Source organism: Chryseobacterium populi (assembly GCF_000282115.1).
Taxonomy (GTDB): Bacteria; Bacteroidota; Bacteroidia; order Flavobacteriales; family Weeksellaceae; genus Chryseobacterium; species Chryseobacterium populi.
Genome location: NZ_AKJY01000039.1, coordinates 24728 through 39565 on the forward strand (window position 1 = coordinate 24728; position 14838 = coordinate 39565).

Sequence of the window (14838 nt, forward strand, 5' to 3'; positions counted from 1 at the left end):
AAATTTTAACGGTACTTTCATAAAAAAACCACAGACAAAATCTGTGGTTTAATTGTATATGGTATTCTGATCTTAGATGTGAATCACTTCTCCATAAGCAGCTGCTGCAGCTTCCATGATCGCTTCCGAAACCGTCGGGTGCGGGTGGATTGACTTAATGATCTCGTGACCTGTAGTTTCCAGTTTTCTGGCTACAACAGCTTCAGCAACCATGTCGGTTACGCCTTCACCAATCATGTGGCATCCTAACCATTCACCGTATTTAGCATCGAAAATTACTTTGATGAAACCGTCTGTATTTCCGTTTGCAGTGGCTTTACCACTTGCAGAAAGAGGGAATTTACCAACTTTGATTTCATATCCTTTTTCTTTAGCCTGCTTTTCTGTAAGACCTACAGAAGCAACTTCAGGGTGGCAGTATGTACATCCCGGGATATTGCCATAGTCGATTTTCTCAACATGCATTCCCTTGATTTTTTCAACACAGGTGATTCCTTCTGCAGAAGCAACGTGAGCCAAAGCCTGTGTAGGAATGATATCTCCGATTGCATAATAGCCCGGAACTGAAGTTTCGTACCATTCGTTTACTAAAACTCTTCCTTTATCTGTCTGGATTCCTACTTCTTCTAAACCGATGTTTTCAATGTTGGCAGCAATACCTACCGCAGAAAGTACGATATCAGCTTCAAGCGTAATGTTTCCTTTTGCAGTTTTTACATTAGCTTTTACTCCTTCTCCGCTTGTATCCAGGCTTTCTACAGAAGCATTGGTCATAATTTCAATTCCTGATTTTTTCAGAGATTTTTCTAAGTGTTTAGAAATTTCTTCATCTTCTACAGGAACGATGTTCGGCATAAATTCAACAACAGTTACTTTAGTTCCCATTGTATTGTAGAAATCAGCAAATTCTACCCCGATAGCTCCGGAACCTACAACAATCATAGATTTCGGCTGCTCAGGAAGAGATAATGCCTGTCTGTATCCGATTACTTTTTTACCATCCTGTGGCAGGTTCGGTAATTCTCTTGAACGTGCACCTGTTGCAATGATGATATGGCTTCCTGAATATTCAGTAGTCTTACCGTCGTTATCAGTAACAGAAACTTTTTTGTCTTTTAAAATTTTAGCTGTACCAAGAATTACATCAATCTTATTCTTTTTCATCAGGAACTCAATCCCTTTGCTCATTTTGTTGGCAACTCCGCGGCTTCTTTGAATTACATTCGGAAATTCAAAACTTCCTTCCACTTTATTCAAACCATAATCTTCAGCGTGGTTGATATAATGAAAAACCTGAGCAGACTTCAATAAAGCTTTAGTTGGAATACATCCCCAGTTAAGGCAGATCCCTCCTAAATTTTCTTTCTCGATAATTGCGGTTTTGAAACCCAACTGTGCCGCTCTGATAGCTGTAACATATCCACCGGGACCACTTCCGATGACAATAATATCGTAATTCATTAGTTTAAAATTTTTATGCGAATTTAAGGAAAAATATTGGATGTTCCATGTTTCGGGAAATTCATATCACAATGCATCATTAATACAATTTTCCTATATTTTTAAACAAAAAAAGAGAATACAAAAAGCATTCTCTCTAATAAATTTTATTTTAAGTTAAAAATTTCATAAAACCGGAGATATAGAATTAAACTATATCAATTTTAATAATTTCTAAAAAAATGATGTTATTACATTTTTTTAAGCAATTTTTTCTGGCTTCGGTATTTTTCATTTAAAGCCTTTAATTGATCTTGTTTCATTTTTTTAGTAGCAAGCGGATGGTTCAGGATCGCTTTTTTTTCTGCATTATATCTTTTATCCAATTCCCGTGATTTCATATTGATCAGTTCGCTTTTAGAAGGATGAGGCGATAGTGAAGGATGTTTCTGTGCTGAAATATTCATCGATAAACCTAATAATAAAACAGTTGATATAAATAGCTTTTCCATGACATCTACTTTTTGAATGATCTTAATCAAATAATGATTATTAAATTAAATTCATTCGATTCTGAAGTAAATATTACACATATCATACCAAAATTCTGTACATCCCTTTTTCTACAATCCCATTATTTATTCAGTTTAAACCTAGTGTTATTATTTTCGGAATAAAACAATTTAAATTTTGTCTTTCTCTCTTTTCAAAAGTTCTTTCCGGGATTTTTTTTCGTTTTTACTTAGGATTTTGTTACCTTCAATCAAGTCCTTTTCTTTTTCATATCTCTTTTCAAGCTTCTCCATCCTGATTTCAACCTATTTTTTTCTTTCTTTAGAGAATCTCAATATTTTGTTTTAAAGGCAGATTTTTTGATGAATTTCCCACCAGAATCCTGTATTTTCCTTTTTCATTGATCCAGTTCATTTTTTCGTCTAAGAACTTCAGTTCTTTTACAGGAATTTCAATGGTCACCTGTTGTGATTCCCCGGGTTTCAAATTTACTTTCCGGAAACCTTTTAATTCAATAACCGGTCTGGAAACAGAAGCCAATAAATCTTTCACATACAACTGAACTACTTCACTTCCTTCTTTTGAGCCTGTGTTTTTAACGTTGACCTTAGCAACAATGGTTTCATTTTCAACGTATGAATTTTTATTCAGTGTAAGATCAGAAATTTCAAAGGTAGTATAGCTTAATCCAAAACCGAACGGATACAAAGGCTCTCCGCTTAAATCATAATAATCATTTCCTCTTCCTGTAGGATGATGGTTGTATGTCAACGGAAGCTGGCCTTCTTCAACAGGAAATGTAACAGGTAATTTTCCTGACGGGTTTTCTGCCCCGAAAAGCACTTTCGCAACAGCATTTCCTCCTTCTTCTCCCGGATACCAGACATCTAAAATTGCCCCAATCTCATCTTTCCAGGCTGTTGTTTTTATGGCGGACCCTCCTACCAGAATAACAGTCACCGGCTTTTTTAATTTTGAAACCTGATGAATAAATTCCTCCTGATTTCCGGGAAGACTTAATGAAGAGCGATCCTGGAATTCCCCCTCATGAATACCTGCTGTCACCATAATATAATCGGCACTTTCAGCCAGCTTTAAAGCATCATTAAAATCTTTTTTACCGTCATTTACTCCATAATCCCAGATCAGCTCAATGTTTGCTTCGCCTCTGTTTTCATGGAACTCAATCACAATATCATATTGCTGATTTTTAACAAAATTCACTTCTATGGTCTGGGTTGAGTAGCTCAGTTTTTCCCATTGGTCAATCATTAATTTACCATTCAGAAACAATCTGAATCCATCATTTCCACGTACTCCAAGTTTGAATTTTCCTGTATCCGGGGCTGTCAGCTTTCCTTTCCAGCGAACACTGTAATTATCCGGCTGAAGCTTTTCAGGATCCGGAGAAAATAATGTCCATTTAAAATTAATCAGGTCGTCCTGTCTTTCAACAGCGGGATTTCCTTTTAAGTTATTGTCTGAAAAATAACTTCCTTTTAATCCTTTTTTATTTTCAAAAGATAAAAATTCGTTGGGAACTGTCTTAAAGCTTTTCAGGTCCCAGTCAATTCCTTTTGAATAAAGGATTTCGATATTCTTATTTTTTGTAAAATTTTTAATTCCGTCCAGAATACTCACCTTCTGATTTCCCGGCCCGGAATAACCGCCTAATCTTGCATCAACAGCATCGGTACCTATCACCAGTATCTTTTTTATTTGATCGGAAACAGGCAGGGTGCTGTTATTATTCTGAAGCAGGACAAAGGATTCAACAGCAGCTTTTTCTGCTAAAGGCTTATGATTGAGTTCTTTTAATTCACTCATTTCTTTTTCAGAAACATACGGATTTTCAAACAATCCCAGTTCAAACTTTGCCCTTAAAACTCTTGCTACCGCATCATCAATTCTTTCCGGCGAAATTCTCCCATCTAAAAACGGTGGAATAAATAACCGGTAATGTTTGTACTCTGTCTGGAAAATCACATCCAGACCTGCATTAACGGCCTGTGCAGAGGCATCACCATAATCTTTTGCAGTAAAATGCAAAACATTGGCACCACCAACTGCACTTGCATCACTAATGACAAAGCCTTTAAAGCTCCATTCCTGCTTTAACTTTTCAGTCAGCAACCAATGATTGGCAGTAGAGGGTCTGCCGTCAAGAAGATTATATGAAGTCATTACCGATCTGCTTTCTCCTTGTGTAAATGCTTTATAAAAAGGGACCAGGTGGGTTTCTTCAAGATATCTTTTGCTCCAGTGAATCGGATATGAGTCTCTTCCACCCTCTCCGACATTAGCTAAAAAATGTTTTGGAGTGGTAATAATCCCCTGGCTTTCAAAAGAGCTTACAAAATTGACTCCCATAACGGAGGCCAGAAACGGATCTTCACCATAAGTTTCCTCTGTTCTTCCCCATCGCACATCATTAGCCAGATTCACTACCGGAGTTAAAATCTGCCGGATACCTCTCAGCCGGGATTCTTTAGCTATTGCTGCAGAAACCTGTTTCATCAGTTCAGGATTGAAAGAAGCCGATAAACCTATTGCCTGAGGAAAAGCGGTTGCCCCTTCACGCATCAATCCGTGTAAAGCCTCATCAAAAGGAATAACCGGAATTCCCAGTCTTGAGTCTTCTACAAAATATTTCTGAATTGCATTGATTTTTTTTGCCAGTCTTTCTGCATCTTCACTGGCATTGTATTTCAGCATCTGTCCGGCAGCTCCGTTTCCCTGGTTTCCGGCACTTACCTGTAATCCAAAAACACCATGGTAGTATTGATTTTCAGGGACATTATCAAGATCTCCGGGAATCATAAAGCATTGCCAGAATTTTTCTTCGGGGGTCATTCTTTTAAGCAAATCCTGAACTCTTATCTCAACAGGCTGTTTCGGGTCTTTATATAAAGGTTTTTTCGTTTGTGCAGAAACAAAAACCGTATTTACAATCAAAGCTATTCCCGTAAGTTTAAAATAATACCATTTCATTATTGTGTTATTTGAATCACGGTCGAATAATTCAGTTTTGTACGCTCTTCAGGAAGCTGAACATGAATCTTATTTCCTTTTTTCTTCCATTTAATTTGAGAAGAAATTCCAAGAACTTTCACCGTTTTCGGGTTAATGTTTTCAGGAATTGAAAAGCTTAATTCTGACGGTGCCTGATAATTTGATTTTTCACTGATATGAAAAACATTAACAATTTTCCCATCTTTGCTCTGTGTATAATAGAAATCGCTTTCATGATAAGGAGCTAAAGCTCTTGTTGTAAAAACAGCAGATTGGTTTTTATCCATCCAGCCGGAGATTTCTTTTAATCTTTCATAAACAACGGCATCATAATCACCGTTGGGCCCCGGTGCAATATTCATCAGATAATTTCCGCCTCTTGAAATGATTCTGATTAAGGTTTCAATGATTTTCTGGGAAGATTTATAATTGTCATTCGGAACATAAGAAAAAGAATCTCCCATCGTGATACAGCTTTCCCACGGGATCGAAAGGGCATGTTCGGGAACAGCCTGCTCAGGGGTAACATAATTTTCCCATTTTCCGGGAACAGTACGATCTACAATGATAATCCCGGGTTGGTTTTTCCGGGCCATGGTTCCGATCTTATCCATATCAATATCCTGCTCTACTTTGATGGTTCTCTGCCATTCTATATTGGGATCTATGGTGTGAAACGGACGTACCCAGCCTCCGTCCAGCCAAAGGATATCGATTTTACCATAGTTGGATGTAATTTCATTAAGCTGATTAAAGGTGAATTTTTTAAAATTTTCCCATCGTGCGGGATATTTTTGAGGGTCATAGTTTACATTCCGGTCTTTGGGTGGAAAATATGACCACCAGTAATCATCGGAGTGCCAGTCCGGCTTGGAGAAATAAGCTCCGATTCTGAAACCGTTATCCCTGAATGTATTGAAGATTTCTTTTGCTACATCCGCTTTCGGATTCTTAGAAAAAGGTGTTTTTGAGGATGTAATTTTATAATCAGACTGTTTTGTATCAAACATTGCAAAACCGTCATGATGCTTTGTTGTAAAAACAACATATTTCATCCCGGCTTTTTTGGTTGCATCAGCCCATTTCTGCGGATTAAACTGAACAGGGTTAAAAGTGGTCTGAAGATTTTCATAGTTCTTTACATATTCATTATAGGATTTACCATGTTCCGGTTTACGTTGGGTCCATGATTCATCTTCAGGGCATAAGCTCCAGCTTTCCACAATTCCCCATTGGCTGTAGGTTCCCCAATGCATAAAAAGCCCAAATTTTAAATCCTGCCACTGCTCGAGGTTTTGTACAACAAGCGGATCTGCAGGCTTCTCATATCCTTCGGAAACATTATGAGCCTGAGAGAAAAAAGCGGATGAAATAAAAAGTGAAGCCAGAAATAAGGTTTTAGTTTTTTGTTTTGCGGGCATACAGTAATACTTTCCGCTAATTTAATCATCCTTGAATGAACCTGCAAACGCTGAAATTTTGTAGAACGGACAGGACTGCATCCTATCTTAGGTTAAATCGCCACTTCGTGGCTCTGAAGTAATTCTGCTGTTTCTTTAATTAGTCTGTTTCTTTCTAACAGAAATTTTTTAAGATAACTGGTGAGAAAGAATGTATTGAAAAGCTTACCGATTATTCCAAAAGGAGATTCAAATTCAAAATGGTCTTTCATTAAAGTATAACCTTCTTTTTGCTTGAACAAATGCTGATGGATCATCGATTTAAAGGCACCTTTCAACATCATATCTGTGAACTGATGGGGTTTTTCCATACTGATTATCTTTGTGGTCAGTCTTTGTGTTATTCCAAGATGCTTTGCCTGCCACACTACCGTTTCATTTTCTTCAATCAATCCGGTCATTCTTCCTGCAATCGCTTTTTCATTTGTTTTTGAAGTGGATTTCTGATGCAGATCAATATCGCGTGCTAAATCAAAAACTTTATCAATATCAGCTTTAATCCATGTTTCTATTTCTATTTTTGACATTTTAAAAAGTCTGTTTTTTATCTAATTCCGGCAGTACTTTATCGATTCTCCGGGCAAGCTCGGGAAGCTTTATCGTGGGAACCGCCGGAAAAAGATGATGTTCCATGTGATAAAACATGCTGAAGGTTAATTTATTTTTCCAGAATCCGCGTTGGGTTCTTGCTATATTGGGATTTTCATGGGTATCATGATGAACTGTCCATACTGCGAAGAATACCATTAAAAATTCTCCCAGAATCATCATCAGCAGGTGATACATCAAAAAATGAATCTGAAAATAAAGTATGATGGACATTACAACAGCCATTGAAGCCAGTTCCAATACCATATTCCGCTTATAATTTTTATTGGCATGTTTAAAAGTGATCCAATGAATCAGAAATATATGTTCAGGACCGTACAGAATAGCCTGATACCATTTCATGGATGCTGATTTCCCTTCATAATCTTCTTCTGAAAGACAGAATTTGTGATGCCGGATGTGATTGAATTTCACGGCATGAATGGAAACCATCATCAGAATGCTGTTGAGATATAATGACAGCCATGTCAGGAATTTTCCGGTTCCCAGCGAATGATGAAACCCATTATGAACCTGCCTGAGTGCCGTAAGAAAATAAAACCCTGAAAACGGAATCGCCCATCCGTAATATCCTTTGTATGCTAAAAATATGGAAATAAAAAGCCAGGGCAGGCTGATATTATTTTCAATCAGCATTTCTTTAACGGAAAGAGCTTTAAGATCTTTCCATTCTACTTTTTTTATTAATTCAAGGTGATTCATCTTATTAGTTTTTAAGAGTAAATACAATAATTATTGATAAAGTGATCAGACCGGATACAAGCCATGAAGCTGCAGGAAGAAAATTTAATTTCAAAATTTTACATCTTCTTATATGTTCCAGAAACATGATGAGAACTACGACTCCAAAGTAGATCATATGAAAAGCCGGATTAAGGTTTATCAGCAAAGCCGGAATTAAAAGCAGCGATCCTATCAGAGAGACTGTCATCATATTTCCCAGGTAATCCCATATTTTTTCTCTTAAATATGATTTTAAAAATACGACCTGCAAGACCGGCAGAGTCACGCAAACCATTAATTCTTGAAGGAAACCCTGTTGTAAATTCAGTCCTGATCTTACAGTGAATAAACTCAGAATATATGTTGAAAACAATACAACAAATATCATGTAGGTCAACCTGTACTTCAAGTTAAAATCAGGGACACAGGATGCATATGTATGTTCTTTCCCGGAAGGAATAATCTGTTTTCTATTGTAAGAAACAAATGAATATATTTTTTTGAAAAACCAATAAAGCGGCTTTATCCTGGCTATTTTCTCTAGTGTTGGAAAGGAATTCCCAATGATGGCAAGCAAACTGTCCAGACCATAGATCACTTCATTTTTATTGTGGTCAACCAATGCAATTTCATTTTTCGCCCGGTCAAAATCTATCAATGTTTTATTATTGACAGATAATTCTGTAAAAGCTTCTCTCCCGTTCTTATCAAGCATTCCACATTTTATAAAACCTTTTGAATAGATATTGCACATGGGACATTCATTGTCATAGATCAGGGTGTGGCTGTTTAATGTTTTCATAATTGATATTTTTAAAGATTGAGGAAATCGCCCCGGGTTCTTTTATTCTGAAATCTGAAAGTAAAATACATCCAGATTTTAAAGAGCAGTGTTTTCATTTTCGATTGAATATTGTTTATTCATGGCGTGTTTACGCCCTTTTAAGAAAAGTAATAGATTCAAAAGCATCATTACTCCGAGATAAATTGAGAATCCACCGATCTTTTTGCTTACGCTTACAACCAGTCTTTCTATGGTTTCTATCTGAAAAAACTCAATGATACAAAGGGCAAAACCAATATTCAAAAGGTAAAATCCGATTTTAAAGAGTGAATTGGTTGCCATTGCAATATCTTCTTTCTGATGAAAAATATCAATCATAAATGTTTTTGAATTTTTAAACAGAAATTGAGAAACCAATATGGTAAGAGTGATTACAATTGGTAAATAAATCATGTACGCTGAGAAATTGTATGTCTGGGTTAAAACTGTTGCGGTCATAATAATTTATTTTAATGTTAGTTTTTTTCTTAGAATATAAAGGGTAAATATGTTTGTAAAATGTAAAAAACAGAGAATCATAATGATATATCCAATACGAACAGAAACCGTTGATAAAACCTGCTCCATATTTGCAATCTGTTCCCAAGAGCTTAAGCTGAATGTGATATAGCCAAGATTCAGAAGATAGTAGCTTCCCAATAGTATCCTGTTCACTTTCAAACAAAAGCCTTTGTCCTTAATCAGATACTCCAGATAAACCTTTCCTGAATTAAAACATCTCCTGCCCACATCAATCGTGATATAAGAACTAATGGAAAGAAAAAGCACATATGACACTATACTGAACATTTTATAAGTATTATATTTTCAATAATTTTTGAAAATAAATTTGAAATAAAAAAGGATACTGAATCCTTTCTATTTTAATAAATTGGTGATCTTCCCGACCAGCCAGTGATCATCACTTTTGATCGCAAGATCCATAATGTTATTAATTTTTCCTGTAACTGAACTGAAATCTTCCATCAGTTTAATGAATTCTTTTGCTTCTGCCGAATCTTTGTCTTCAATATTTTTCAGTTCTTCTAAAAAAGAAATAACAGGTTCTATTTCTCTTTTTCTGCGTTCTTTGGTAATCTGCTTAAACAGGAACCAGACATCTTTCTCGGCCACAAAATACTCTTTCCTGTCTCCTTTTACAAATTCTTTTTTCACAATCCCCCAATCCATTAAGGCACGTAAATTCATGTTGGCATTTCCTCTTGAAATTTCAAGCAGCTCCATTACCTCATCAGTAGAAAGCGGTTTCCCACTTGCCAGAAGCAAAGCATGAACCTGCGCCATCGTCCGGTTGATTCCCCAATTGGTCGCAAAGGTTCCCCAGGTCTGAATGTATTTTTCTTTAGCTTCTGAAAGTTTCATTGTTTCTTTTTTGAATTTCTATTACAAATATAATTATATTTTTTGAATTTTCAATAATTATTGAAAATTAAATTTATTTATTTCAATCCCTTCTTCCAGATATGTTGCTACAATAAAACAGACACTCTTTCGAATGTCTGTTTTAAATTTATTTTTTAATGGCTTTATAGCTTTCAACCAGTCTTATAAATTCAGATCTATAGCCTTCCTCATCTTTATTTTTTCCTTTTTTAGCCAGATCTTCTATGCTATTAAGATCTTTTTTCTCAATTAATTTTGACTCTCTTAGAACCAATCCAAACCATGCAACGGAAGATGCAAATCTGAAATCTGGGCTTGATTGAACAAATGATTCATTAGAGTTCTTCACCACTTCTGTAATTTCTGTACTCTGATCACCATCAGGCTTTTTATACCTGAATTTTATAGTTGCCAGTTCATCTCCAAAGCTTTGGGAAGAAGAGGTTTTTGAATATTTCAGGTCATTTTCTTTAGGTAAAATTGCTGAATTAACATGAGCAGGAATCACTTCATACAAAGCCGTAACAGTATGCCCGCTTCCCAATTCACCGGCATCGATTTTATCATTGGTGAAATCTTCATTTCTCAATTTCCTGTTTTCATACCCGATCAACCGATAAGACTTTACCAACTTCGGATTAAACTCAATCTGGATTTTCACATCTTTTGCAATGGCATACATATTTCCGGCAAATTCTTTCCCCAAAAACTTATTGGCTTCCTGCATATTATCGATATAGGCGTAATTCCCATTGCCTTTATCTGCTAAAGTTTCAAGTCTGTTGTCTTTAAAATTCCCCATTCCGAAACCCAGACAGGTAAGAAAAACCCCGGATTTTCTTTTTTCTTCAATTAAGCTTTCAAGGTTTGAAACAGAAGATACTCCTACATTAAAATCTCCGTCTGTAGCAATGATTACCCTGTTATTTCCATTTTTAATAAAGTTTTCCTGAGCCAGCTTATAGGCAAGTTCAATTCCAGCTCCGCCCGCAGTACTTCCCCCAGCCTGCAGATTGTCTAAAGCCTGCATTATTTTTTCTTTTTCTTTGGCTGAAGTAGGTGATAAAACCATTCCGGCATTCCCTGCATAAACTACAATTCCTACTTTGTCTTCAGGACGTAATTTATCCAGCAAAACTTTGAATGAAGATTTCAGCAACGGCAGTTTATTCGCTTCATCCATCGAGCCTGAAACATCAATTAAAAAAACAAAATTGGAATTTGGCAGCTTATCCATCGGGATGTTTTTTCCCTGAAGCCCTATTTTAAGAAGCTTATGATCCGGATTCCATGGTGCATCGTTGTATTCCGTATTAATTGAAAACGGCTGATTATTTTGCGGCTGCGGATAATCATATTTAAAATAATTGATCATTTCTTCTATTCTTACTGCATTCTTATCCACTTTTTCACCGTTATTAATCATTCTTCTGACATTCGAGTAGGAAGCATTATCTACATCAATAGAGAAGGTAGATAAAGGCTGATTTTTCGTCAGCTCAAACGGGTTCTCAACAAATGCATCGTATTCTTCATCGTTGTATGAAATCGTTTGCTGATTGGTTACTAAATTTTTCTGAAGCCTTTTCAGTTTTCTTTTTTCTTTTCCTGACAGCTTTCTGGTAGTCACCACGATTACTCCATTGCTTGCCTGTGCACCATATAATGCAGTTGCTTCCTGGCCTTTAATAACCCGGATACCACCAATGATTTCAGGAGGTAACTGCTGAAGGACCGATGTATTTGAAACTACTCCATTAATTACAACAAGTGCAGTATTGGTTTCAGAAATTGATTTATTTCCTCTTATAACAATACGTGAATCGGAATTATTTAATTTACCAGCCTGTAAACCGAATGCTCTTTCTATTAATTCTTGTGGAACACCCGGATTCCCTGAATTACCGGCAATCTGATTATTTTTACGTTTGTCTCTTTTGGATGTGATCTGAACTCCAGCCACTTTCCCCTGTAAAGACTGTGTTGAATATCCTGGAGCAATGTTTTCTGTACGCACGGATACTGAACTTGAAGTATAAGCCTGAACTTTTTTATTTGAATAGCCTAAAAGAGCAACTTCTTCCAGCATATGTTCTTTAAAAGTATCATAAACAGTTTTAGGCACTGGTAGGGCAACAGGAACTCCCATATTCTGCTTTTTATAAATATCGACAGGTTTCTTTCTGTTAGCCTTTACATCCTGATAAGCAATAACAGTTGGCTCTTCAATAGGTTTTACAGCTTGTATTTCTTTTTCAATATTGGATTTTACAGTCCGGTTAATTTTTTCAATCTTGCTGTTGCTGTTAATTTTCGGAGAAACCATATTTTTTGTAATAACCGGCTTTGCAGGCCCTGCAACTTCTTTTTTATTTAAAAAATAAAATGCTCCCAAACCGATGATTAAGCTTGCCGCAATTCCGTAAGGAAACCAAACAGGAATGATTCTCTTTTTATCTTCTTTTTTATCCAGCTTTTCTTCGATCTTTTCCCAGACTTTTTCAAAAGCCGGAAAAGTTGCAGGCTCTTCCAGAATCTTGGAAGCTTCGTTGAATTTTTTATCTATATCGTGATTATTTTCCATTGTTGTAAAGTTTAAATGTTCTGACTGATCAAAAGTTCCTGTAGTTTTTTCCTCGCAAAATTGAGCTGGGATTTTGAAGTTCCTTCGCTGATGGAAAGCATCGTTGCAATTTCTTTATGCGGATACCCTTCAATTGCAAAAAGATTAAAAATTGCCCGGCATCCTTCCGGAAGAAAGTTGAGCAGATTCAGGAGATCTTTTTCAAAAGAAAGATTTTCTACGGTTGTATCAGGAGACTGTACAAGATTTTCTTCCAGAGAAATATACAATGCTTTGTTAGCCCTCAGTTTCTGAAGACATTCGTTAACCGCAATTTTTCTGGCCCAGGCTTCAAAAATATCAGGATTTTGCAGCTGGCTGATTTTCGTAAATATTTTGTAAAAAGTATCAGCCAATGCTTCTTCAATATCCTCATCATTTTTTAAATAGCGTCTGCAGACTGCATGCAGCTTGCCCGCCATTTTCTCGTAAACTTTCCGCTGCGCATTGCGGTCGTTACGTTGGCATTCTAATAGTAATTCGTTTTCCATAGTCAGGCTTTATACCAATATAGATGCATAAACTTTCAATAGGGTTGGAAATATATTCATTTTTTCAGGAAATTTGTTGAAAGGTTAAGTTGTGAAACTGTAAAATCGCTAATTTGTAAAGAGACAAAGGGTGAAGAACAGAAGAGCTAAGGAATAGATGGAAAAATTATTCTCAACATCCGGTTATTTACTGTGTACCAACTTTTATTCATTAACTTCCGGTTTAACAATTTCACAGCTTCACAATTTAGCGGTTTTACGATTTAGCCATTCCGCTTTTTTTCATTTTTTTCAAAAAATTTCATTCTAAATTTAACTTTCATTCATGTAACTTATCTTTAATATTACCGACTATTAATGTAAATAATTCTTTTGTAGTAATGAAAAATAGAAAAATCATATCATTACTTTTTGTTTTATCTGCAGGAAGTATGATGTTTGCCCAGGATGACTTAATTAACAAGTTAAAAAACAATCAGTCTCAAAATGCCAATTTTCAGTTCACTACTCTAAAGGACGTGGGTGCTACTTCGGTAAAAAACCAGGGGTCATCAGGAACTTGCTGGAGTTATTCAGGGAACTCCTTCCTTGAATCTGAAATGCAGCGTATGGGTAAAAAGCCTGTAGATTTAGCGGAAATTTTCACGGCAAGAAATTCTTACCATGATAAAGCAAAATTATATGTTTTAAATAATGGGGCCATCAACTGGGGTGATGGCGGTGAACTGCATGATGTCATCAACATGTACAAAAAATATGGTGCAGTACCACAGGATGCCTATTCAGGACTAAAACCCGGACAGGCTACCAATAACTTCTCCGAAATGCAGGGTAAATTAAAGCCTGTTTTAGATAGTTTGGTTCAGGCATCTTCAAAAGGAAAACTTTCAGACAACTGGATGTCTGCAGTAGATGCTATTTTAGATGAATATCTTGGAAAAATCCCTGCCAACTTTACTTATGAAGGAAAAAACTATACACCAAAAACTTTTGCTAAAGAAGTTGTAGGCATTAACGCTGATGATTATGTAGAATTATCTTCATATAAAGATTATGCTTATTATCAGAAATTTGTAGTGCCGATTCCTGATAACTGGAGCCATGACTCAGACTGGAACGTTCCGATGAAAGATATGACCGCTATTATTGATAATGCTTTACATAAAGGCTATTCTATCGGATGGGCAACTGATGTTTCAGAGCCTTATTTTTCTTATAAAAACGGTGTAGCATATGTTCCGGATGTAGATTTGGATCAAACGATTACTCCTGAAGCTAAAAAAGATCTGTTCACAGAGCCTAAAAAGGATAAAACGATTACAGAAGACATCCGTCAGAAAGCACTTAACAACCTTTCTACCACTGATGATCATGGGATGCACATCGTAGGATTAGCCAAAGACCAGACCGGAAAAGAATATTATATGGTAAAGAATTCATGGGGTGTGACGAATGATTTTGAAGGGTATTTATATGTGACAAGACCTTATGTTGAGTATAAATCAACGGCTATCCTTGTTCATAAAAATGCCATTCCGAAAAGTATTTTAAAGCAATTGAAACCAACAAAAAATATTGGTTTATAAGAAATTAATCACTGTTGTCATCTGATATGACAATTTTAGATATTTAATCTGTTAAAAGCCTGCTCTCAGTGACCTGAAGCAGGCTTTATTTTTATAGAACTGACTAGTCCTGAAAAAGGTTGACTAGTTTAATACATCAAATATACTTAAATCA

General features: G+C 36.0%; 14 protein-coding genes. 1 reads left to right on the plus strand and 13 read right to left on the minus strand.

Annotated elements, in window-relative coordinates:
- Positions 1 to 72: 72 nt before the first annotated feature.
- The 13 genes from lpdA to PMI13_RS11280 form a co-directional block, all read right to left on the minus strand.
- Positions 73 to 1461, minus strand: a complete 1389-nt coding sequence (lpdA, locus tag PMI13_RS11225; RefSeq protein WP_007843720.1) for a dihydrolipoyl dehydrogenase — start codon at positions 1459 to 1461, stop codon at positions 73 to 75.
- 230 nt (positions 1462 to 1691) lie between these two features.
- Positions 1692 to 1952, minus strand: a complete 261-nt coding sequence (locus tag PMI13_RS11230; protein WP_007843721.1) for a hypothetical protein — start codon at positions 1950 to 1952, stop codon at positions 1692 to 1694.
- A 171-nt stretch (positions 1953 to 2123) separates the two neighbouring features.
- Positions 2124 to 2246 carry a hypothetical protein gene (locus PMI13_RS21690; protein WP_007843723.1) on the minus strand — a complete coding sequence of 41 codons (123 nt, stop codon included), beginning with the start codon at positions 2244 to 2246 and terminating at the stop codon, positions 2124 to 2126.
- Between the two features lie 28 nt (positions 2247 to 2274).
- Positions 2275 to 4944, minus strand: coding sequence for a beta-glucosidase (locus PMI13_RS11235; RefSeq protein ID WP_007843725.1), 2670 nt, complete (start codon positions 4942 to 4944; stop codon positions 2275 to 2277).
- Complete coding sequence (locus PMI13_RS11240; protein WP_007843727.1) at positions 4944 to 6386, minus strand: alpha-L-fucosidase; 1443 nt, start codon at positions 6384 to 6386, stop codon at positions 4944 to 4946. The genes PMI13_RS11235 and PMI13_RS11240 overlap by 1 nt, the downstream gene beginning before the upstream one ends.
- 92 nt (positions 6387 to 6478) lie before the next feature.
- Positions 6479 to 6952, minus strand: a complete 474-nt coding sequence (locus PMI13_RS11245) for an SRPBCC family protein (protein ID WP_007843728.1) — start codon at positions 6950 to 6952, stop codon at positions 6479 to 6481.
- A 1-nt stretch (position 6953) separates the two neighbouring features.
- The gene (locus tag PMI13_RS11250; protein WP_007843730.1) at positions 6954 to 7736 is read right to left on the minus strand and encodes a fatty acid desaturase family protein; all 783 of its coding nucleotides are present in this window, start codon (positions 7734 to 7736) and stop codon (positions 6954 to 6956) included.
- A gap of 4 nt (positions 7737 to 7740) precedes the next feature.
- Entirely contained in the window at positions 7741 to 8559 is an 819-nt protein-coding gene (locus tag PMI13_RS11255; protein WP_007843731.1) for a DCC1-like thiol-disulfide oxidoreductase family protein, read from the minus strand.
- A gap of 78 nt (positions 8560 to 8637) precedes the next feature.
- Positions 8638 to 9039, minus strand: a complete 402-nt coding sequence (locus tag PMI13_RS11260; protein ID WP_007843733.1) for a hypothetical protein — start codon at positions 9037 to 9039, stop codon at positions 8638 to 8640.
- 6 nt (positions 9040 to 9045) lie between these two features.
- A complete protein-coding gene (locus tag PMI13_RS11265) occupies positions 9046 to 9390 on the minus strand; it encodes a hypothetical protein (protein ID WP_007843735.1) in 345 nt (114 codons plus the stop codon).
- A 69-nt stretch (positions 9391 to 9459) separates the two neighbouring features.
- Positions 9460 to 9963 (minus strand): GbsR/MarR family transcriptional regulator, encoded by a 504-nt coding sequence (locus PMI13_RS11270; protein ID WP_007843737.1) that lies wholly within the window; start codon positions 9961 to 9963, stop codon positions 9460 to 9462.
- A gap of 148 nt (positions 9964 to 10111) precedes the next feature.
- Positions 10112 to 12568: a vWA domain-containing protein gene (locus PMI13_RS11275; RefSeq protein WP_007843738.1), complete on the minus strand. Its 2457-nt coding sequence runs from the start codon at positions 12566 to 12568 to the stop codon at positions 10112 to 10114.
- Positions 12569 to 12579: 11 nt separating this feature from the next.
- Entirely contained in the window at positions 12580 to 13098 is a 519-nt protein-coding gene (locus PMI13_RS11280; RefSeq protein WP_007843739.1) for an RNA polymerase sigma factor, read from the minus strand.
- A gap of 380 nt (positions 13099 to 13478) precedes the next feature.
- Here PMI13_RS11280 and PMI13_RS11285 point away from each other — a divergent pair, with 380 nt between their 5' ends.
- Positions 13479 to 14684: a C1 family peptidase gene (locus PMI13_RS11285; RefSeq protein ID WP_007843740.1), complete on the plus strand. Its 1206-nt coding sequence runs from the start codon at positions 13479 to 13481 to the stop codon at positions 14682 to 14684.
- Positions 14685 to 14838: the final 154 nt, after the last annotated feature.